22 protein-coding genes are annotated in these 19,221 nt (G+C 69.3%); 15 read left to right on the top strand and 7 right to left on the bottom strand.

Annotated elements, in window-relative coordinates; all coding sequences use genetic code 11:
• Positions 1 to 32: 32 nt before the first annotated feature.
• The 4 genes from MELE44368_RS00505 to MELE44368_RS00490 are packed head-to-tail and all read left to right on the top strand — an operon-like array spanning position 33 to position 4,505.
• On the top strand, positions 33 to 506 hold the full coding sequence (locus MELE44368_RS00505) for an FxsA family protein (protein WP_128106674.1): 474 nt from the start codon (positions 33 to 35) through the stop codon (positions 504 to 506).
• The gene (locus MELE44368_RS00500) at positions 507 to 2,093 is read left to right on the top strand and encodes an amidohydrolase (protein ID WP_128106673.1); all 1,587 of its coding nucleotides are present in this window, start codon (positions 507 to 509) and stop codon (positions 2,091 to 2,093) included.
• Complete coding sequence (lnt, locus tag MELE44368_RS00495) at positions 2,086 to 3,732, top strand: apolipoprotein N-acyltransferase (protein ID WP_128106672.1); 1,647 nt, start codon at positions 2,086 to 2,088, stop codon at positions 3,730 to 3,732. Before MELE44368_RS00500 ends, lnt begins: the two co-directional genes overlap by 8 nt.
• The gene (locus MELE44368_RS00490) at positions 3,729 to 4,505 is read left to right on the top strand and encodes a polyprenol monophosphomannose synthase (protein ID WP_128106671.1); all 777 of its coding nucleotides are present in this window, start codon (positions 3,729 to 3,731) and stop codon (positions 4,503 to 4,505) included. Before lnt ends, MELE44368_RS00490 begins: the two co-directional genes overlap by 4 nt.
• On the opposite strand, the gene MELE44368_RS00485 is transcribed toward MELE44368_RS00490, so the two are convergent.
• Positions 4,502 to 4,843, bottom strand: a complete 342-nt coding sequence (locus tag MELE44368_RS00485; protein WP_046753854.1) for an RNA polymerase-binding protein RbpA — start codon at positions 4,841 to 4,843, stop codon at positions 4,502 to 4,504. The two genes, MELE44368_RS00490 and MELE44368_RS00485, sit on opposite strands and share 4 nt — an antisense overlap.
• A 126-nt stretch (positions 4,844 to 4,969) precedes the next feature.
• Here MELE44368_RS00485 and MELE44368_RS00480 point away from each other — a divergent pair, with 126 nt between their 5' ends.
• Positions 4,970 to 5,299, top strand: a complete 330-nt coding sequence (locus tag MELE44368_RS00480; protein WP_128106670.1) for a hypothetical protein — start codon at positions 4,970 to 4,972, stop codon at positions 5,297 to 5,299.
• A gap of 49 nt (positions 5,300 to 5,348) precedes the next feature.
• Positions 5,349 to 5,558, top strand: coding sequence for a hypothetical protein (locus MELE44368_RS00475; protein ID WP_241566425.1), 210 nt, complete (start codon positions 5,349 to 5,351; stop codon positions 5,556 to 5,558).
• On the opposite strand, the gene MELE44368_RS00470 is transcribed toward MELE44368_RS00475, so the two are convergent.
• Positions 5,548 to 6,222: a hypothetical protein gene (locus tag MELE44368_RS00470; protein ID WP_128106669.1), complete on the bottom strand. Its 675-nt coding sequence runs from the start codon at positions 6,220 to 6,222 to the stop codon at positions 5,548 to 5,550. The genes MELE44368_RS00475 and MELE44368_RS00470 overlap by 11 nt on opposite strands.
• Before the next feature lie 76 nt (positions 6,223 to 6,298).
• Here MELE44368_RS00470 and MELE44368_RS00465 point away from each other — a divergent pair, with 76 nt between their 5' ends.
• Together MELE44368_RS00465 and MELE44368_RS00460 are read left to right on the top strand one after the other, a co-directional pair.
• Positions 6,299 to 7,807: a carboxylesterase/lipase family protein gene (locus tag MELE44368_RS00465; protein WP_128106668.1), complete on the top strand. Its 1,509-nt coding sequence runs from the start codon at positions 6,299 to 6,301 to the stop codon at positions 7,805 to 7,807.
• A gap of 71 nt (positions 7,808 to 7,878) precedes the next feature.
• The gene (locus MELE44368_RS00460) at positions 7,879 to 9,879 is read left to right on the top strand and encodes a DUF7064 domain-containing protein (protein ID WP_128106667.1); all 2,001 of its coding nucleotides are present in this window, start codon (positions 7,879 to 7,881) and stop codon (positions 9,877 to 9,879) included.
• Positions 9,880 to 9,966: 87 nt separating this feature from the next.
• Here MELE44368_RS00460 and MELE44368_RS00455 read toward each other — a convergent pair whose 3' ends face one another.
• From MELE44368_RS00455 to MELE44368_RS00445, 3 genes are all read right to left on the bottom strand, one after another.
• On the bottom strand, positions 9,967 to 10,296 hold the full coding sequence (locus tag MELE44368_RS00455; RefSeq protein ID WP_409366083.1) for a YnfA family protein: 330 nt from the start codon (positions 10,294 to 10,296) through the stop codon (positions 9,967 to 9,969).
• A gap of 88 nt (positions 10,297 to 10,384) precedes the next feature.
• Positions 10,385 to 11,266: an SCO6745 family protein gene (locus tag MELE44368_RS00450; RefSeq protein WP_128106666.1), complete on the bottom strand. Its 882-nt coding sequence runs from the start codon at positions 11,264 to 11,266 to the stop codon at positions 10,385 to 10,387.
• Between the two features lie 8 nt (positions 11,267 to 11,274).
• Positions 11,275 to 11,985, bottom strand: coding sequence for a FadR/GntR family transcriptional regulator (locus MELE44368_RS00445; RefSeq protein ID WP_128106665.1), 711 nt, complete (start codon positions 11,983 to 11,985; stop codon positions 11,275 to 11,277).
• A 123-nt stretch (positions 11,986 to 12,108) separates the two neighbouring features.
• Here MELE44368_RS00445 and MELE44368_RS00440 point away from each other — a divergent pair, with 123 nt between their 5' ends.
• Positions 12,109 to 12,615 carry a gluconokinase gene (locus MELE44368_RS00440; protein ID WP_128106664.1) on the top strand — a complete coding sequence of 169 codons (507 nt, stop codon included), beginning with the start codon at positions 12,109 to 12,111 and terminating at the stop codon, positions 12,613 to 12,615.
• A 30-nt stretch (positions 12,616 to 12,645) separates the two neighbouring features.
• Positions 12,646 to 14,079 (top strand): GntP family permease, encoded by a 1,434-nt coding sequence (locus MELE44368_RS00435; RefSeq protein WP_128106663.1) that lies wholly within the window; start codon positions 12,646 to 12,648, stop codon positions 14,077 to 14,079.
• Positions 14,080 to 14,081: 2 nt separating this feature from the next.
• Here the strand turns inward: MELE44368_RS00435 and MELE44368_RS00430 are convergent, their stop codons facing one another.
• Positions 14,082 to 15,035: a DoxX family protein gene (locus MELE44368_RS00430; RefSeq protein WP_128106662.1), complete on the bottom strand. Its 954-nt coding sequence runs from the start codon at positions 15,033 to 15,035 to the stop codon at positions 14,082 to 14,084.
• A gap of 37 nt (positions 15,036 to 15,072) precedes the next feature.
• Complete coding sequence (locus tag MELE44368_RS00425; RefSeq protein ID WP_241566424.1) at positions 15,073 to 15,627, bottom strand: DUF6328 family protein; 555 nt, start codon at positions 15,625 to 15,627, stop codon at positions 15,073 to 15,075.
• A gap of 36 nt (positions 15,628 to 15,663) precedes the next feature.
• Here MELE44368_RS00425 and MELE44368_RS00420 point away from each other — a divergent pair, with 36 nt between their 5' ends.
• From MELE44368_RS00420 to MELE44368_RS00400, 5 genes are all read left to right on the top strand, one after another.
• Entirely contained in the window at positions 15,664 to 17,058 is a 1,395-nt protein-coding gene (locus tag MELE44368_RS00420) for a xylulokinase (RefSeq protein ID WP_128106661.1), read from the top strand.
• Complete coding sequence (locus tag MELE44368_RS00415; protein ID WP_128106660.1) at positions 17,055 to 17,750, top strand: MBL fold metallo-hydrolase; 696 nt, start codon at positions 17,055 to 17,057, stop codon at positions 17,748 to 17,750. Before MELE44368_RS00420 ends, MELE44368_RS00415 begins: the two co-directional genes overlap by 4 nt.
• Before the next feature lie 101 nt (positions 17,751 to 17,851).
• On the top strand, positions 17,852 to 18,082 hold the full coding sequence (locus MELE44368_RS00410) for a DUF6400 family protein (RefSeq protein ID WP_128106659.1): 231 nt from the start codon (positions 17,852 to 17,854) through the stop codon (positions 18,080 to 18,082).
• Positions 18,069 to 18,299: a hypothetical protein gene (locus MELE44368_RS00405; RefSeq protein ID WP_128106658.1), complete on the top strand. Its 231-nt coding sequence runs from the start codon at positions 18,069 to 18,071 to the stop codon at positions 18,297 to 18,299. Before MELE44368_RS00410 ends, MELE44368_RS00405 begins: the two co-directional genes overlap by 14 nt.
• A gap of 147 nt (positions 18,300 to 18,446) precedes the next feature.
• A complete protein-coding gene (locus MELE44368_RS00400; RefSeq protein WP_128106657.1) occupies positions 18,447 to 19,190 on the top strand; it encodes a hypothetical protein in 744 nt (247 codons plus the stop codon).
• Positions 19,191 to 19,221 lie beyond the last annotated feature (31 nt).

Raw genomic sequence — 19,221 nt, 5'->3', positions numbered from 1 at the left:
ACTCGATCGGCGGTTTCCGACGTTCCACCTTTATGGCGATGCGGCTGTTCCTCCTGTACGTGGTTCTCGAGATCGCGGTGATCGTGGCGCTGACCGCGGCCATCGGCCTCGGCTGGACCCTCCTGCTGCTGGTCGCCACCTTCACCGCCGGTCTCGTGCTGGCCGGCTCCCAACTGCGCCGCCACCTGCGTCGACTGCGGGCCGGCCTGACCGCCGCCGCCGTGCCGGAAGCGGCCACCGACAGCCTTCTCGTCGCGCTCGGCACCGTGCTCGTCGTCATTCCCGGGCTGGCCAGCTCGGTCCTCGGCGCGCTGTTGCTGGTGCCGCTCACCAGGCGGGCGGCCCGTCCGCTGGTCACCGCCCTGGCCGCGCGGCGGATGCCGCTGGTCACCATCGGAGCCGCGGGGTGGGGATACACCGCGCAGCGGCGGGGTGATTACATCGACGGCGAGGTGATCGACGTGGTCGACACCGATCCGTACGCCGTCGAGCGCAAGCCCGAATAAGTGACCCACCTGCTGCTCAACGGGCGGGTGTACAGCCCCGCCATGCCCGACGCCACCGCGCTCGCGGTGCGCGACGGCGTCATCGCCTGGCTCGGCAGCGACGACGTCGGCCGCGCCCAGTTTCCCGACGCGCGGATCACCGACCTCGACGGCGCCTTCGTCGCGCCGGCGTTCGTCGACAGCCACGTCCACCTCACCGCCACCGGCCTGGCGCTGACCGGCCTCGATCTGCGCGCCGCCACCTCGCTGCAACACTGCCTGCGGCTGCTCGCCGACCACGCCCGCGCCCAGCCCGACGGCGTGATCTGGGCCCACGGCTGGGACGAGACCGCATGGCCCGAACGCCGACCACCCAGCACCGACGACCTCGACGCCGCCGTCGGCGACCGGCCCGCCTACCTGGCCCGCGTCGACGTTCATTCCGCGGCCGCGTCCAGCGCGTTGCGCCGGCTCGCCCCCGGCCTGCCCGACGCGCCCGGATACGCCGCCCAGCACCCGCTGAGCGGCGACGCTCATCACCGCGTGCGTTCGGTCGCCCGCGGCCTGCTGACCGCCGAGCAGCGACGCAAGGCCCGCGCGGCCGCGCTGGACACCGCGGCCTCGCTTGGCATCGTCGCGGTGCACGAATGCGCGGGCCCCGACATCGGCGGCCTCGAGGACTGGGACGAGATCCGCGGTATCGAGCACGGTGTCGAGATCGTCGGCTACTGGGGCGAACCGGTCGACGACGCACAACAGGCCCGCGCGCTGATCGAGCGCACCAAAGCGCGCGGCCTGGCCGGCGACCTGTTCGTCGACGGCGCCATCGGCTCCCGTACCGCCTGGCTGCACGAGCCCTACAGCGATACTGAGAACTGTTGTGGCAACACCTATCTCGACGCCGAGGCGATAAGCGCGCATCTGCACGCCTGCACCGAGGCCGGCATCACCGCGGGCTTCCACGTCATCGGCGACGCGGCCGTGTCCGCCGCCGTGGACGCGCTCGAACGCGTCGTCGACACCTTCGGCGCACCCGCGGTGGCCCGATGCGGGCACCGGCTCGAACATCTCGAGATGGTCACCGAGGAGCAGGCCCGCCGGCTCGGCGCGTGGGGCGTGTTCGCCAGCGTGCAGCCGAATTTCGACGCGCTGTGGGGCGGCGACGACGGCATGTACACCCAGCGCCTCGGCCGGCAGCGAGCCGGGACGCTCAACCCGTTCGCGCTGTTAGCATCCCAAGGCGTGCCCCTCGCCTTCGGCTCGGATACTCCCGTCACCAGCATGAATCCCTGGAAGACGGTGCGCGCGGCGACCCAGCACCGAACCCCCGGCAGCGCGCTGTCGGCCCGCGCGGCGTTCACCGCCGCCACCCGCGGCGCGTGGCGGGCCGCAGGCGTGCGCGACGGGATCATCGGCACCCTGGTGCCCGGCGCCGTCGCGTCGTATGCGGTGTGGGAAACCGACGAGTCCGAGGTGCACGCACCTGACAACGCAGTGCAACGCTGGTCGACGGATCAGCGTTCGCGGGTTCCGGCGCTGCCGCGGCTCGATCGCGAACTGCCTCGCTGCCGACAGACGGTCCATCGTGGTGTCGCCATCCATGGTTGAGCCGTCGAAGTGGCGCACCCGGGGCAAGCGGTTCGGTCAGCCGGTACTGGCCCGGCTGCCGCAGCTCACGGTCGCGATCGTCGCGGGCCTGCTGCTGTGCCTGAGCTTCCCGCCGTTCGGCTGGTGGTATCTCGCGGTCGTCGCGTTCGGGTCGCTGGCTTGGGTGTTGACCCGTCAAACCACAACGATCGCAGGCGGATTCGGCTACGGGTTCCTCTTCGGGGCGGCGTTCTACCTGCCGCTGCTGCCCTGGATCAGCGGGCTGGTCGGCGCGCTTCCGTGGGTCGCGCTGTCGCTCGTGCAGGCGCTGTTTCCGGCGTTGTTCGGCGCGCTGGCGGTGGTGGTCCGGCGGCTGCCGGGTTGGCCGCTGTGGTTCGCGGGACTGTGGACCGCCCAGGAGTGGCTCAAGTCCACCGCGCCGTTCGGTGGATTCCCCTGGGGGGTCGTCGCTTTCAGCCAGACTGAGGCGCCGCTGTTGCCGCTGGCGCGAATCGGCGGGGCGTCGCTGCTGACGTTCGCCGTCGTGTTGGCCGGGTTCAGCTTCGCCGCACTTGTTTTCGAAGTGGTGCAGTGGTGGCGGCGCGACGACGCGCAGGAGGCGGGCCCGCCGGCCGTGGTGCTGCCGGGGGTGTGCATCGCCGCCGTGCTGCTGGCGACCGCGCTGGTGGCGCCGCAGGTGCGCCAGTCCGGTGCGGGCGCCGAGGACCACCCGCCGGTCACCGTCGCCGTCGTGCAGGGCAACGTGCCGCGCCTCGGGCTGGACTTCAACGCCCAGCGGCGCGCGGTGCTCGACAACCACGTGCGCGAAACGATGCGGCTGGCCGCCGACGTGCGCGCCGGGCGGGCACCGCAGCCGATGTTCGTCGTCTGGCCGGAGAACTCGTCGGACATCGACCCGCTGGGAAACCCCGACGCCAACAAGCTGATCTCGGGCGCCGCCGCGGCCGTCGACGCCCCGATCCTGGTCGGCGCGGTGGTGGCGGCACCCGACTACAGCCCCGACAACCCGCTGTCGACGAACTCGGTGATCGTGTGGAACCCCGACGGCGGCCCAGCGGACCGCCACGACAAGAAGATCGTGCAGCCGTTCGGCGAGTACCTGCCGTGGCGCAGCTTCTTCAGCCATCTGTCGCCGTACGCCGACCGCGCGGGCTACTTCATCCCCGGCGACGGCGACGGGGTGGTCAAGGCCGCGGGGGTGCCGGTCGGCGTGGCGACCTGCTGGGAGGTCATCTTCGACCGCGCTCCTCGCGAATCGGTGCGCAACGGCGCGCAACTGCTGGCCGTGCCCTCCAACAACGCCACGTTCGACGAGGCGATGAGCGAACAGCAGCTGGCGTTCGCCCGGCTGCGCGCGGTCGAGCACGACCGCTACACGCTGGTCGCGGGCACCACCGGGATCAGCGCGGTCGTCGCGCCCGACGGACGTGAGCTGGCTCGCACCCGGTTCTTCGAACCCGCCTACCTCGACACCGCGGTACGGCTGAAAACGCAGCTCACGGTCGCGACGCGGTGGGGGCCGGTGATCAAGGGCCTGCTCGTGGCCGTCGGCGTGGGCGGTCTGGTCACCGCGATGCTGCACAATTGGAGCTTTGCGCGCCGTCGACACCGCGGCGACCAAGAAAGAGGAGCCTCATGACGACGGGCCGGGACCCGGCGGAACGCCCAAGCCAGCGCACGCTGGTCATCATCCCCACCTACAACGAGCGGGAGAACCTGTCGCTGATCGTCAGGCGGGTGAGGGAAGCGTGCCCCGACGTGCACATCCTGATCGTCGACGACGGCAGCCCCGACGGCACCGGCGACCTGGCCGACGAGCTGGCGCTGGCCGAGCCCGACCAGGTGCACGTCATGCACCGCACCGCGAAAGGCGGCCTCGGCGCGGCCTACCTCGCCGGTTTCGAGTGGGGGCTGAACCGCGAGTACTCGGTCCTGGTCGAGATGGACGCCGACGGCAGTCACCCACCCGAACAGCTGCACCGCCTGCTCGACGCCATCGACGCCGGCGCCGACCTGGTCATCGGGTCGCGCTACGTGCCCGGGGGAGAGGTCCGCAACTGGCCCAAGCGGCGGCTGCTGCTCTCGCGCACCGCCAACGGGTACTCACGCATCCTGCTCGGGGTGGATATCCACGACATCACCGCCGGCTACCGCGCCTACCGGCGCGAGGTGCTGGAGAAGATCGACCTCGGCGCGGTCGAGTCGAAGGGCTACTGCTTCCAGATCGATCTGACCTGGCGCACCATCAACAACGGGTTTGTCGTGGTCGAGGTGCCCATCACCTTCACCGAGCGTGAATTCGGGCAGTCCAAGATGAGCGGATCCAACATCCGCGAAGCGCTGTTCAAGGTCGCGGAATGGGGCATCCGCGGGCGCTTCGACCGCGCCCGCGGGGTCGGTGTCACCCGCTAGCTGCTGCCGCGGCGACGGGCCTTGATGATCTCCAGGCGCTCCTTGAGCAGTTCCTCGAGTTCCTCGATGGAACGGCGCTCGAGCAGCATGTCCCAGTGGGTGCGCGGCGGCTTGACCTTCTTCGGCTCGGGGGCGTCACCCTCGATCAGCGTGCCCTCCATGCCGTTGCGGCACAGCCACGTGTGGGGAATTTCGGCGTCGTCGGCGAACGGGACGTCGAACTCTTCACCGTTTTCGGTGCGGTACCGGGCGACCTGACGCGGCGCCAAGTCGTGGTTGCGGTCGGTCTCGTAGCTCACGGCTCCGAGGCGACTGCCTCTCAAGACACGATCAGCCATCGTCAAACACTCCTCAATAACCCTGGTTCAGTCCGGATAGACAACGCGGCGACACACCACGTAGTTCCCGACTCGACCGCTGATGATACCGGGATCGACGGGTCTCTAGGTTTACAGTCAGGTTCCGTGGCACGGCGTTTACGTCCCCAATCCTGTCGCTGGTGCGGCCGTGAAGTCGCCGATACCGGCCTCGGCAGACGACGACAGTACTGCCGGCAGTCGTGTCGGCAACGCGCCTATGAACAACGCACCCTGGTCAAGGGAACATCCCTGGCGCCCGACGCGGTGGTGCTCACCGCCGAGGAGGCGGTCGAACTCGCCGACCGGGTGTATCAGTTCAGGTGCGCCGCCGAGGATGTCGCGACCGCTGTCGAAGAAGGGGCCGACGGCGACGAACTGCGCGAACTGTGCGAGGCGCTGATGACGGCCGCCAAGGCCGCCGACGGCTGGCGTTAGCACCCAGCAGTACGCGCCGGCTTCGGCGCCGCGAGAAGAGTGGGAGAAGGTGGCGTTTCGGCGCACCAACCAGGTGCTGACGCTGATGTGGGCGTTGGTGTTCGCGCTCATCGCGATGTTGGGCTACGTCGCCGTCGCCGCGCCATCGACGGTGCACTGGACCAAGGCGGTGATCCCCGTCGTGGTGATCGTCGGCGCAGTGGGCATGACGCACATCTACCCGCAGCGCGCGCGCTCGGCCGCCAGGCTCAACAGCTGAACATCTGGCCGACCTGCTCCGGCGCCGTCGCCGGCTGCAGACATCCGAACGGTTCGACGCCCGCGTCGCTGAGCCGGACCGCCGACTGGTGGGCGGCGCTGGCGCAGAACAGCCCGACAGTGTCGGCGCGGCAACGGTAATCGCCGAACTCCAGCACCTGGCCGTAGGGCAGTTCCGGGCCGACTCCGGCCGTGAAGCGCCCCGGGTCGCCGTGCACGGAACCGACGATGACCGTGGCGCCGTCGTAGTCGACCCAGCCGCCCTTCCACTCCCCGTACGCATCCGCGGGCCGCGGCGGCGGGTCGGCCAGGTCGACCAGGCAGGCCAGCGCGCCGTCGCCGTTCTTGGAGTCGGTCATGCACTGCGATGTGCTCGACGGTGTCCGGAACGCCACGTCGTCGCCGAGTTCTGTGGTGACGCCGTCGCGGAACGCGACGTGGTACTGGGCGGCGTCGGCCGGCTCGCCCGCCTCGATCCAGGCGATGACATCGGAGACGGGGGCGCCGGCCTGGGGAGGCTCGGCGGGATTCGTCGTGGTCGGCGTCGTCGTGGTGCTGCGGCTCGGGCTGGGCGGAATCGGTTCGATCCGTTCGGCCTCGCCGCCCACCGACTGGGAACAACCGGTTAGCAGCACCAAGACCGCGATCAGCCCAGCCATGCGCATACCGGCCAGGTTAGCCGCCCGAAACGTGTTGACCGGCCAGGCGCGGCGGCGGAGGGCCGTTCGCTACCGTCGGGTGATGCACGAACACACCGTCCGCGCAAAGATCGATGCCGGCATCATCGAAGGTTTCACCCGCGATGGAGTGAACCGTTGGCGTGGCATTCCCTACGCCCGCCCGCCGGTGGGGCCGCTGCGGCTGCGTGCGCCACAACCCGTCCAGCCCTGGCGCGGTGTGCGCTACTGCCACGGCTTCGGCAACGCTGCACCGCAGCGGCGCATGTACACGATGCTGGCGCCGGGCAAATACCAGCCGATGAGCGAAGACTGCCTGACGCTCAACGTGGTCGCGGCCAAGAGGCCGCCTGAGGCGCCGCTTCCGGTGATGGTGTTCATCCACGGCGGCGGATACTTCATGGGCACGTCGGCCACCCCCATCTACGACGGCGCCGCACTGGCCCGCAACGGCTGCGTCTACGTCTCGGTCAACTATCGCCTCGGCGCGCTGGGCTGCCTGGACCTGTCGTCGCTGTCCAACGACGAGTTCACCTTCGACGACAACCTCTACCTGCGCGACCTCGTGATGGCGCTGCGGTGGGTGCGCGACAACATCGCCGTGTTCGGCGGTGACCCCGACAACGTGACGATCTTCGGTGAAAGCGCGGGCGCACACGCCGTCGCCACTTTGCTCGCCGTTCCGGAAGCCAAAGGACTTTTCGCCCAAGCGATCTCAGAGAGCCCGGCGGCGGGGATGGTGCGCACCAAGGACGTCGCGGTGCAGTACGCCGAGCGGTTCGCCGCGCTGCTCGGCGCGCGGAGGTCCGACGGCGCCAACGCGGTGATGGCCGCGCGCCCGGCCGAACTGGTGACCGCGTTCGAACGGCTGATCAAACAGGGCCAGCGCGAGATGCTCGGCGCGTTCGCGGCGGGCCCCACCAGCGGCGGCGACTATCTGCCGCTGGATCCGGTCGAGGCGATGCGCCGCGGCAAGGCCCACCGGGTACCGCTGATCGTGGGCACCAACGCCGACGAGGCCCTGCTGTTCGGCCGGTTCCTCAAGCTGTTGCCGATGACCGAGCCGATGATCGAACGCCTTCTGGCGCAGGCTGATCCGGCCGAACGTGAACGCATCACCGCCGCATATCCCGGTTATCCGGATTCGCGCGCGTGTGTCCAGTTCGGCGGCGACTTCGCGTTCGGGTCGGCCGCATGGCAGATCGCGGAGTCGCACAGCGTGCACACCCCGACCTACCTGTACCGCTACGACTACGCCCCGCGCACGCTGCGATGGTCGGGGCTGGGTGCCACCCACGCCACCGAGCTGTTGGCGGTGTTCGACGTCTACCGCAGCGGCGTCGGACGGCTGCTGACGGCCGTCGCCGACCGTCGCACCGCGTTGCGCGTCAGCGACGACATCCAGGGCCGTTGGCACGCCTTCGCGCGCACCGGGGTGCCGAAGGAGGACTGGCCCGGCTACGCCGCCGACGAGCGGGCGGTGATGGTGTTCGACCACCGGCCCCGCCTTGAGTTCGATCCGCACGCCGCCCGCAGGCAGGCCTGGGAAGGGTTTTCGCTGGCCAGCAGGTAGTTTGTCGGCAAATCCGACGATTTTTGACACCCGTCAACATTGTGATTTTGCCCACTGCTAGGTTGCCAGGTATGGCCCCCACGCAGAACGCCGTGATCGAACGGCCCACCGACCTGAACGCCGACTGGCTCACCGCGACCATCGGCGCCGGAACCGTCACCGATTTCGCCACCGAACGCATCGGCACCGGCCAGATGAGCGAGTGCTACCGCGTGACGCTGACCTACGCGGACGGCGCGGACGGCCCACCGTCGGTGGTGCTGAAGGTCGCCGCCACCGACTCCGCGAGCCGCCAGGCCGGCCTGACTCTGGGCCTCTACGAACGCGAGGTCAGGTTCTACACCGACATCGCGCCGCGCATCGGTGGACCGGTGGCACCGTGCCATTCCGCCGGCTATGACAGCGGGACCGGAGCATTTCACCTCTTGCTCGGCGACGCGGCGCCGGCCACCGTCGGCGATGAAATCCGCGGTGCCACGATCGAGCAGGCGAAACTGGCGCTGGCCGAACTGGGCCGGGTGCACGCCCCGATGCTCGGTGACGCGGCGGCCGCCCAAGCCGACTGGCTCAACCGCGACGCGCCGATCAACCAGGCGCTGATCGGCCAGCTCTACGCCGGGTTCGCCGAGCGCTTCGCCGACCAGATCACCGACGAACAACGTGAGGTGTGCGAGCGGCTGGTCGCCAGCTTCGACGGCTACCTCGCCCTGGAAGCCGATCCGCAGCGCCCGATGGGCCTGGTCCACGGGGACTACCGGCTGGACAACATGCTTTTCGGCGAACCCGGCGCCGACCGCGCGCTGACCGTCGTGGACTGGCAGACCGTCACCTGGGGGCCGGCGCTGACCGACGTCGCCTACTTCCTCGGTTGCGCGCTGCCGGTCCAGGACCGTCGTGACCACTACGACGCGCTGGTGCGGGCCTACCACGAGGCGCTCGGCCCCGACGCGCCGTTGACCCTCGACGACGTCCGCGAGGGGGTGCGCAGGCAGAGCTTCTTCGGGGTGGTCATGGCGATCGTGTCCTCGATGCTGGTCGAGCGCACCGAGCGCGGCGACCAGATGTTCATGACCATGCTGGATCGGCACTGCCACCACGTGCTGGACACCGACGCCACGGCCATCCTGCCCGAACCCGTTGGACTCGAACCGCTACGGCCCGAGCCCACCGACGAAGGCGCCCACGCTCAAGGTTCCGAAGACCTGTGGAACGAGAGCTGGTACTTCGATTTCGTCGACCCCGCGCAGAATATCGGCGGCTGGATCCGGCTGGGGCTGATGCCCAACGAGAACGTCGCGTGGATCAACGGGCTGCTGTGCGGACCGGACATGCCGACCATCGCGATTGCCGACCTCGAAGCCCCGCTGCCGGATGACCCGATGCAAGTGCACTGTGCGGCAGCCGATCTCACGATGGAAATCACCGAGCCGCTGCAGACTTACCGCGTGAAGCTGCGCGGGTCAGCGCAGGCCTACGACGACCCGGCCGCGTTGCTGCGCGGCGAAGCCGGGCGGCCGACCGAGCTGACGATGGATCTGGTGTTCGACACCGACGGTGTGCCGTACCAGTACCGCATCACCCCGCGCTACGAGATCCCGTGCACGGTGTCGGGCACCGTGACCGCCGACGGCCGCAGCTACCAACTGGATTCGGTGCCGGGACAGCGTGATCACTCGTGGGGTGTGCGCGACTGGTGGTCCATGGAGTGGGTGTGGAGCGCGTTGCACCTCGAGGACGGCACTCACCTTCACGGCGTCGACGTCCGGATCCCCGGCGCGCCACCGGTCGGCATCGGCTACATCCAGCAGCCCGGCGAGTCGCTGATCGAGCTGCAGGCGGTGACCGCCCGAGAAGAGTTCGGCGACAACGGGTTACCGCTGGAGACGACGGTCACGCTCGCCCCGGGCGACGTCACCGCGACCATCGAGGTCCGTGGTCACGCACCGGTGCTGTTGACCTCGCCCGACGGTCGGGTGAGCCACTTCCCGCGGGCGTGGGCGACGGTCACCACCGCCGACGGCCGCACCGGTGTCGGGTGGCTGGAGTGGAACCGCAACCAACCGCCCGCATAACCCGCCTTTTCGGCGAGCGTGCGTGTTTGAGGGCGACACGCCGAGACATCGCGCGAGTTTGCGCACGCTCGGGCGCGTTGCTTGGCGTCACCGCGGCGTATACATGATGACGCCGACACCGAGCAGGCAGATCGCCGCCCCGGCGACATCCCAGCGGTCAGGCCGAAACCCGTCCGCGACCATGCCCCACGCCAGCGAGCCGGCCACGAACACACCGCCGTACGCGGCGAGCACCCGGCCGAAGTGGGCCTCGGGCTGGAATGCCGCGACGAACCCGTAGGCACCCAGCGCGATGACGCCGACGCCGATCCACAGCCAACCGCGGTGTTCGCGGAACCCTTGCCACACCAGCCAGGCCCCGCCGATCTCCAGCACCGCGGCGAGCACGAACAACAGCATCGACTTGATCACCGTCACGGCTCCAGCCTGCCGCGAGCGTGCGTGAACTCCTGCTAAGGCTCGGCGTGTCGCCCTCAAACACGCACGCTCGCCGGAAGAGGACGAGTCAGTGCGCGGAGTCGTTGTCGAGGTCGTCGCGGTTCAGTCCCATCGGCGTCGCGGCCGGTAGATCACCGCCCGCGACCACCATCCGGGTGAGCGGTGTCAACGCCCGAAACAGCGTCTCGATCTCGTCGTCGGTCAACGCCTCGAGCGCGGACAGCGCCAGCCGATCGGTGCGGTCCTCGATGTGCGCCTTGAGTTCACGACCGGCGGCGGTCAGTTCCTCGCCGTCGAGCAGCCCGCGCTGGGCCAGCCGGTCGCTGTACAGCCGCCACTGCTCATCGTCGTAGTCGCGGCTGCGCATGATCATCTCCTTGGGCACCCGGCCCGCGGCCGCGTGCAGCACGTTGGCCTCGCGCCCCGAGATCCCGCAGGACACCAGCACGCCGACATGGCCGTCGCCGCGTTGTTCACGCAGCAGCGTGGTCGCATGCCACAACTTGGCCAACGGCTCGTCCGGCCAGTCCAACGCCACGTTGGCGGCGAACAACGGCCGCCCGTCCAGCGGCGCGCTGCGTGCCGCCTTGGCGGCCAGGTCGGCCGCCACCCGCACCTTCTCGTCGTCGCCGTCAACACCGTAGCGGCGCAGCGCCGCCAGTGCCGCCTCAGACCGGGCGCGCAGGGCATCGGCCGGTGTGGCGATGTCCCATGCCGCCGGAAGGGCCTTGGCGACCCGGTGCGGTGCGAAGTTGTAGAACGCCGCGGTCACCACCTGCGGCGGCACGACTCCGAACGGGGCCGACCGGGCCGCGAAATAACCCATCCAGAACCCTTTGAAGCCAAGCCCGTCGAGGGCTGCGCGGGCTTCGGGGGCGAAGTACGTGACGGCGTGCACGGGTTCGATTCGGTCGAAGAAACGCCGCGCCAGTTTCGGTTCCCTGTCCACGGTGGCAGTTAACCATTGAGCTCACGGCTCAGATCCACCGCCGCCTCATCGATGATGGCGCGCATCGCCTTCTCCGCGGCGGCTTCATCGCGCGTCCTGATCGCGCGGGCCACCTCGTCGTGCAGTTCGATGGCGGCCGGGTCGGGGGTGCTGGGCATCATGCCGTGGTGGGTACGGCCGGTGAGCACTTCGGCGACGACGCCATTCAGCGCGCGGAACATCTCGTTGCCGCTGGCCTCCAGCAGGGTTCGGTGAAAGAGCTTGTCCGCCTCCAGGTATGCCTCGAGGTCGCCGGACCGGCCGTGCACCACCATGTCTGAGACCGCCGCGGCCATGGTCCGGCACTGGTCGGGATTGGCGCGGCGTGCGGCAAGGGCCGCCGCCGCGGGTTCGATGCCGCGCCGCAGCTCGGACAGCGACACCAGCTGGGCGGCGCGGTCGCCGGCGTCGATGCGCCAGCGAATAAGCATGGGATCGAAGACATTCCAGTTCTCCGCCGGCAGGACCGTGATGCCTACCCGCCGACGGGATTCGACCATTCCCATCGATTCGAGCACGCGTACGACTTCCCGGGCGACGCTGCGCGACAGACCGTGTTGTGCGCTCACCCCGTCGAGCGTGAGCACGTGGCCGGCCGGATACTCACCGGACACGATCGCGGTGCCCAGCGCGGTGAGCAGGCTGGCGTGCAGGGCGCCGACGTTTGATTCCGACGACACGCATACATCTTGTCATAACCACATCACCAAGACTAAAGACATATCTTTCTGTAGCAGTATTGCAATCATATGACGATTACGTCATGCTGAGTGACGTCAACCACAACCGGGTAGGTGCAACTGATGACGTTGCCAATCGTCGTGATGGGCGTATCGGGATCGGGGAAGTCGACCGTCGGGGCGGCGTTGGCGCAGCGACTCCGGGTGCCGTTCGCCGATGCCGACGATTTCCACCCACCGGCCAACATCGCCAAGATGACGTCCGGCCAACCGCTCGATGACGATGACCGCCGTCCGTGGCTGGATGCGATCGGGGAGTGGCTGGCCGAGCGGGGCGAGCGCGGCGGCGTGATGAGCTGCTCGGCGCTCAAGCGCATGTACCGCGACCAGTTGCGCCGTCATTGCCCACACGTTGAATTTGTCCATCTCAGCGGCACACCCGAGGTCATCGGCAGGCGCCAGGCCAGCCGCCCTGGGCACTTCATGCCCGCGTCGCTGCTGGAGTCCCAGTTCGCCACGCTGGAACCGCTCGAACCGGACGAGGACGGCATCACCATCGACGTCGACCAGAGCATCGACTCCATCATCGAAACCTACGTGGCCGAATCAACAACGCACACAAACGAATAAGAGCATCGACGAGTTCAGTACGGAGGTCTTGTGGAAGCGATTCAACCGGCATACGGCGCCATCACGCTGCTGTTGATCGCCGTGGCGGCGGTGGCCCTCCTGCTGTTCTTGATCATGAAGGTGAAGCTGCACGCGTTCGTGGCGCTGGTGTTGGTGAGCGTGCTGACGGCGGTTGCCGCGGGCATCCCGGTGGGGGATATCCCCGACGCGCTCGCCTTCGGCTTCTCGAACACCATCGGCGCCGTGGCCCTGCTCGTCGGCTTCGGCATCATGCTCGGCCGGCTGCTCGAGATCACCGGCGGCGCGCAGGTGCTCGCCGACACGCTCATCGGCCGGTTCGGTGAGAAACGGGCACCGCTGGCGCTCGGCGTTGCCGCGTTGCTCTTCGGGTTTCCGATCTTCTTCGACGCCGGCCTGGTCGTGTTCCTGCCCATCATCATGACCGTCGCGCGCCGGTTCGGCGGTTCGCTCCTTCTCTACGGCCTGCCGGCCGCCGGGGCGTTCGCCGCGATGCACGCCTTGGTGCCGCCGCATCCCGGACCCGTCGCTGCGGCCGAGGCGCTCGAAGCCGACATCGGGCTCACGTTGCTCGTCGGCGCGCCCATCGCGGTCGCGTCGTGGTACGTGGGCGTGATGCTCGTTTCGCGGGTCCTCGGACGGCGCGTGCACGTCGACGTCCCCGAGGCGCTTTTCGGAAAGTTGAACGGCGGACGCGACGAGGACACGGACCGCGACGACGTCTCCGGCGTCGGTAGGCGCGGACAGACGAAAACCAGGACGGCGCCGGCATTCCCGACGGTGCTCGCGATGTTGCTGCTGCCGATGGTGCTGATCTCCTTCAACACGGTGCTCAACACGCTCATCACCGCCGGCGTGATCGCCGAGGACGCCACCTGGGCGCGTTATCTGATGCTGCTCGGCAACACGACGGTGGCGCTGCTGATCACCGTGCTCGTCGCGATCGTCGTGCTGGGCTTGCGCGAACACGCGATGGCCGACATCACCACGATCCTCGACGACGCGCTCGGCCCGATCTGCTCGATCATCCTGATCACCGGCGCCGGCGGCATGTTCGGCGGAGTCCTGCGGCTCAGCGGCATCGGCGACGCGCTGTCCGACTCGCTGTCAGACCTCGGGATGTCGCTGATCGTGCAGGCCTTCATCGTCGCCACGGTGTTGCGCGTGGCGCAGGGTTCCGCCACCGTCGCGTTGACCACGACGGCAGGGCTGCTCAGCGCAGCGGCGGCCCAGGCCGACTTGAGCGCTTTCCAGCTCTCCTTGATGGTGATCGCGATCGCCGCGGGCGCGACCGTGCTCTCACACGTCAACGACTCCGGCTTCTGGCTGGTCAGCCGGTTCTTCGGGATGGACGTCAAGACGACGCTGAAGACCTGGACGGTCATGGAGACGACGTTGGGCCTCAGCGCGTTCGTCCTGGCGCTGGCGCTGTGGATGGTGGCGTGACGTCAGCGCTTACGCCCGCGGCGTTGTTTGGCCTGGGCGCGCGCGGTCTCGGCCAGTTCCGGGGCGCGCTTGCGGGCGGTGGCGGCCAACTCCGGCGCCCGTTTGCGCGCGGTCTCGGCGAGTTCCGGCGCCCGTTTGCGGGCGGTCTCGGCGAGTTCGGGTCCGCGTTCGCGCGCGACCTCGGCCCATTCGGTACCGCGCTCGCGCGCCACCTCGGCCAGTTCGGCGCCGCGCTTGCGCGCCGCCTCGGCCCACTCTGGCCCGCGTTCGCGCGCCACCTCGGCCAGTTCGGCGCCGCGCTTGCGCGCCGCCTCGGCCCACTCGGGTCCGCGTTCGCGCGCCGCCTCGGCCAACTCACTGCCACGCTCGAGCGCGACGTGGGCTAGTTCGCGGCCCCGCTCGGCGCCGACCTGAAGCCCGTGGCCGACCTTCTCGGCCAGTGCGCTGTCGGCGAGCGCTCCGCCGGTGGCGGCCCCCGCAGGCAGCGCCGCGCCGACGGCTTCGGTGACCTTGTGGGCGGCGCGGCGTCCGCGCCATCCCAGCGACGGTTTGCCTTCGGTGTCGACGGCAGCGATGATCAGCCCGCCGATGAGGCTGATCTCGGTGACGAAGGCCCGCCGTTCGTCGGCCTTGCGCTGGGGGTCTGTCTCCTCCCAGAAGGCATGCGCGCCAAGGCTGCTTGGTATCACGCTGAGAGCCAGCACGCCCGACGCCAACCGTGGCAGTTTGCCGGTCGCCAGTAACAGTCCGCCGCCGATCTGTACGGCGGCATTGATTCGGGCGACCGTCTCGGCGTCGGACGGAACGTTCGTGCCGACGGGGTCGGGCAGCTTGCTCAACCCCTCGAGGGTTGGGCGGGTGGCGTCGGCCGCTGGCTTAGGGCTGCGGAGGGCGTCGACGCCCCGGGTGATGAACGCCGCTGCAAGCATGGGGCGCGCGATTCGTCGGATCAACATGAACCGTGTGTTCCCCGGCCCGCGGCCTGACAAACGCTCAGTATGGGTCGACCTCGGGAGTGCGGCGTCGCAGCAGCGGTATCGCGTACCAGAACACGCCGAGGGCGGACAGTGTGCACCCACCGGCGATCCAGGCGAACGTCCGGTCTATCACGGCGTCGAAGATGATGGTTGCCACGCCGGCCAGCGTGATGCCCAACAGCAGTGTTCCCGCCATGGCGTAGCGGTGGGAGGTGGCCACCAGGGTCTGGAGCCGGTGGCGGCGGAACAGGATCCGGTGCAGGATCACCGGTGCGACGAGCAGAACGGTCGCCCCGATCGAGCCCGCGACCGTGGCCAGATAGACCCCGCGCATCACGCTGTCGAGATCGCCGAACTGCTCGTAGAACGGCAGGATCAACAGGAAACCGGTCAGAAGTTGGACACCGGTCTGGGCGACCCTCAGCTCCTGCAACAAGCTCGACCAATTGCGGACCAGCCGTTGGGCTTCCGACTCTCTACGGTTCTCGTCCCAGCGCTCGACCCCAGCGGGGTGCTCGATGTCCACCCCGTCGATTCTCGCAGCACCACGGACACGCTGCACGGCGATCATGCATTCACCCCCGATCGCCGGGGTAGGTTCGTTGGGGTGGATCTCGTCGCCGGTGTCGATTCGTCCACCCAGTCGTGCAAGGTGGTGGTGTGCCGGGCCGACACCGGCGAGATCATCAGATCGGCGACCTCACCACACCCGGGTGGTACCGAGGTGGACCCCCGGCTGTGGTGGTCCGCCCTGCAGGCAGCCGTCAACGCCGCGGGCGGCCTCGACGACGTGGCGGCGTTGTCCGTGGGCGCCCAGCAACACGGCATGGTGTGCCTGGACGTCACCGGGCGCACAGTTCGAGATGCGTTGCTGTGGAACGACACTCGGTCGAGCACCGCGGCCGAAGAACTGGTCCGCGAGCTTGGTGGGGCACACGAATGGGCCAAACGTGTCGGCGTCGTGCCGGTCGCGGCGATCACCGCCGCCAAGCTGCGGTGGCTGGCCGATCACGAACCCGCGCACGCCGACGCGACGGCGGCGGTGTGCCTTCCGCACGACTGGCTGACGTGGCGGCTGAGCGGGTCCACCGATATCGCGCAACTGCGTACCGACCGCAGCGACGCCAGCGGGACCGGGTACTACTCCGCCGAGCATGACGCCTACCAGCCTGATCTGCTCGAGTTGGCGATGCGGGGGCGACGCCCGTTGATGCCGACCGTGCTGGGTCCGCACGACGAAGCCGGGCGCCTGGCCTCCGGGGCGGTGCTCGGACCGGGAGCCGGGGACAACGCCGCCGCGGCGTTGGGGCTCGGGGCGGCGCTGGGCGACGGCGTCGTGTCGTTGGGCACCTCGGGGGTGGTCAGCGCGGTCAGCGAGGCCGCCCCGCACGACGCCGAAGGTCTGGTCGCCGGGTTCGGCGACGCCACCGGACGGCAACTGCCGCTGGTGTGCACGCTGAACGGCGCACCCGTGTTGGCCGCGGTCGCGCGCATGCTCAACGTGGACTTCGCGGAGTTCGACAGGCTGGCGTTGTCGGCGCCGCCCGGCGCGGAGGGGCTGACGCTGGTGCCCTACTTCGAGGGTGAGCGATCACCGAACCTGCCGGAAGCGGCGGGTGCGCTGCACGGCGTGACCACGCGAAACCTGGTGCCGGCCAACGTGGCCCGCGTCGCGGTCGAGGGCCTGCTCGCCTCGATGGCGTATTGCCTCGAAAAGATCTCCGCGCAGGGCGTCGACGTCAGGCGTCTCATCCTGGTCGGTGGCGCCATGCGCTCGGAAGCCGTTCGCCGCATCGCGCCCGCGGTGTGGGGCAGGCCCGTCCACGTGCCGGAACCCGCCGAGTACGTCGCGCTCGGCGCGGCCAGGCAGGCGGCGTGGACTCTGACACAACAGGATTCACCACCGGTATGGTCATACGGCGTGACGACGCCCTATACCGCCGAACCCGCTCCGCAGGTGCTCGACCAATACCGCTCGGCGCAACCGCTGACGCTGCGGTGAACTACGCGTGGGAGCGTCTGGCGGACGCCGTATTCCGCTGCCGCCTACCGTTTCTCGACGTCACCATCGGGCTGGTGGCCGGTAGCGCCGGGACCCTGTTGATCGACACCGGCACCACCCTGACCGAAGCCGACGCCATCGCCGCCGACGTCGAGGCGATGGGACACCGCGCCGTCAGCCATATCCTGCTGACCCACAACCACTTTGACCATATCCTCGGATCGGGCGCATTTGCGGACGCGGAGATCTACTGCGCGCCGCAGGTGGCGGCGACCATGGCGGATCGTCGTGACCACCTGCGCACCGACGCCGCCAGGTACGGTGCCGACGCCGCAGAGGTGGACCGCGCGATCGCCGCTCTGCCCGAACCGCGACACCTTGTCCACAGCGCCGCCGTCGACCTGGGAGACGTCACCGTCACAGTCGGCCACCCCGGGCGGGGTCACACCGACCACGATCTGATCGCGATCGTGCCGGCATCCGAGGTCACCGTGGTGTTCTGCGGTGACCTCGTCGAGGAATCCGGCGACCCCTGTATCGACGACGACTCCGATCCGGCGGCCTGGCCCGTCACGCTGGAGCGGCTGCTCGAGGTGGGCGGCACCGCCGCGATCTACGTGCCCGGCCACGGCGCCGTCGTCGACGCGGAGTTCGTCCGCCGTCAGCGGCACTGGCTGACCGCCCACGTGTGACGCAATCGGCGATGACATGTGACGTGCGTCATTGCCCGGCCACCTCTAGTTAGGGCACCCTAACCTTTCGCTGTATTCACGAATGGTTTGGAGGTACCGGTATGGCAGGTCTCGACTTCGTCTATGACCTGACCCTCGACGAGGCCAGGCGGCGGACCGCGGTGCTGGAGGCCGTCGGCGACGACTGGGACCCCATCGCGGTGCTCGCCGAGGAACAGCGCGCATACGAGATGCTGTACTCCGATCTGGATGCCGACCAGCAGCGGATCTACGACGACCTGGTCGCTGCCGGGGTGCTGCCCGATCGGACGGTGGACCATGCTGCCGATTGATCCCACCGCCGACCGCGCCCGTCGGGTCTGGCTTGACTGTCCCAACTGCCGCCACGGCGTGGGATGCGCGGATTGCGAGAATGGCCGCAACTGCTCGGAGCACTGGCAATACCTGCTGGGCAACGACGCCACCGTGGTGCACATGCAGTGCCCGGGCTGCGCCCATCTGTGGTCGACGGACACGCACCGCCGCGGTGCTGCGGGCCAGGTCGCCTGACGGAGCAGCATCGCCGCGAGATCTGCGAAGGGGTCGTGAACCGGCGGGCGATCGCAGCCGTCATGCAGATCTCCGTAGCTACCGTCATCCCGAGATGAGGCAGACGCCCCATGCGCCGCGGCCGGCGGGCGGCCGACCATGCGGGGTATGACGAACACACTCACACCCTCAGAGGCGGCCGGGGCCGTCGTGCGCAACGCCACCCTGCCCCCGGGCGACGACGAACGGTTTGTCGGCTACGGCGTGATGGGCCTGCCGTTCAGAAGCGGGCACTACCTGGCCCTGCGGGATTTCCCGGCGACCTCGTTCTCACCCGCCTACCGATCGGTGTGGCATCGCGATCCGTCAGGAGAGTGGTCGTTCTATGCCACCACGCCCGGCCAGCAGAGTTGCTCGCGGTACTTCAGCGCCGCGACGCGGGACCCGATCGAATGCGACATCGACGTCGCCTGGCTGACGCCGTGGTCGCTGCTGGTGCGGATCGCGGGGCTGCTCGACTGGACGATCGAGCTGGAGACGACCCCCGGCACGCGGCTGATGAGCAGCATCGGACGGCGGCTGCCGGCCGGGACCTGGACGAACCGGTCGGCGCTCGCGGTGCTCGGGCGGGTCGCCGGGCCGGTGCTACGCAGCGGGCGGGTCAGGCTTGCCGGTCTTGCTCCCAACGGTCAGCGGTTCATGATCGCGCCGACGCAGTTGTGGGCGGTGGCCGGGTCACGCGCGTTGTGGCGAGGTGAGGACCTGGGACCGGTGGGGCCGCTCGACCGGCAGGATCGGCTCGCCGATTTTCGTCCTCCGCAGCGCGGGATCTTCGTCGTCGGCTCCGGGCATTTCGAGTCGTTCGACCCGGCACGGCACCGGGCCGCCGAAACCACGATCTCGATCCGGTGATCAACACCGGCCGAGACGTGCACAATCAGCC

This window comes from Mycolicibacterium elephantis DSM 44368 (assembly GCF_004014805.1).
Lineage (GTDB): Bacteria > Actinomycetota > Actinomycetes > Mycobacteriales > Mycobacteriaceae > Mycobacterium > Mycobacterium elephantis.
The sequence above is the reverse complement of the archived record's forward strand: the minus strand, read 5'-3'. Positions and strand labels throughout refer to the sequence as shown.

What these genes read in the sequence shown, in the direction of transcription:
- MELE44368_RS00505 (WP_128106674.1), top strand. Translation starts at nt 33, where the DNA reads ATGGCGATGCGGCTGTTCCTCCTGTACGTGGTTCTCGAGATCGCGGTG.
- lnt (WP_128106672.1), top strand. Translation starts at nt 2,086, where the DNA reads ATGGTTGAGCCGTCGAAGTGGCGCACCCGGGGCAAGCGGTTCGGTCAG.
- MELE44368_RS00490 (WP_128106671.1), top strand. Translation starts at nt 3,729, where the DNA reads ATGACGACGGGCCGGGACCCGGCGGAACGCCCAAGCCAGCGCACGCTG.
- MELE44368_RS00485 (WP_046753854.1), bottom strand. Translation starts at nt 4,843, where the DNA reads ATGGCTGATCGTGTCTTGAGAGGCAGTCGCCTCGGAGCCGTGAGCTAC.
- MELE44368_RS00470 (WP_128106669.1), bottom strand. Translation starts at nt 6,222, where the DNA reads ATGCGCATGGCTGGGCTGATCGCGGTCTTGGTGCTGCTAACCGGTTGT.
- MELE44368_RS00465 (WP_128106668.1), top strand. Translation starts at nt 6,299, where the DNA reads ATGCACGAACACACCGTCCGCGCAAAGATCGATGCCGGCATCATCGAA.
- MELE44368_RS00460 (WP_128106667.1), top strand. Translation starts at nt 7,879, where the DNA reads ATGGCCCCCACGCAGAACGCCGTGATCGAACGGCCCACCGACCTGAAC.
- MELE44368_RS00440 (WP_128106664.1), top strand. Translation starts at nt 12,109, where the DNA reads ATGACGTTGCCAATCGTCGTGATGGGCGTATCGGGATCGGGGAAGTCG.
- MELE44368_RS00430 (WP_128106662.1), bottom strand. Translation starts at nt 15,035, where the DNA reads ATGTTGATCCGACGAATCGCGCGCCCCATGCTTGCAGCGGCGTTCATC.
- MELE44368_RS00425 (WP_241566424.1), bottom strand. Translation starts at nt 15,627, where the DNA reads ATGATCGCCGTGCAGCGTGTCCGTGGTGCTGCGAGAATCGACGGGGTG.
- MELE44368_RS00410 (WP_128106659.1), top strand. Translation starts at nt 17,852, where the DNA reads ATGGCAGGTCTCGACTTCGTCTATGACCTGACCCTCGACGAGGCCAGG.
- MELE44368_RS00405 (WP_128106658.1), top strand. Translation starts at nt 18,069, where the DNA reads ATGCTGCCGATTGATCCCACCGCCGACCGCGCCCGTCGGGTCTGGCTT.
- MELE44368_RS00400 (WP_128106657.1), top strand. Translation starts at nt 18,447, where the DNA reads ATGACGAACACACTCACACCCTCAGAGGCGGCCGGGGCCGTCGTGCGC.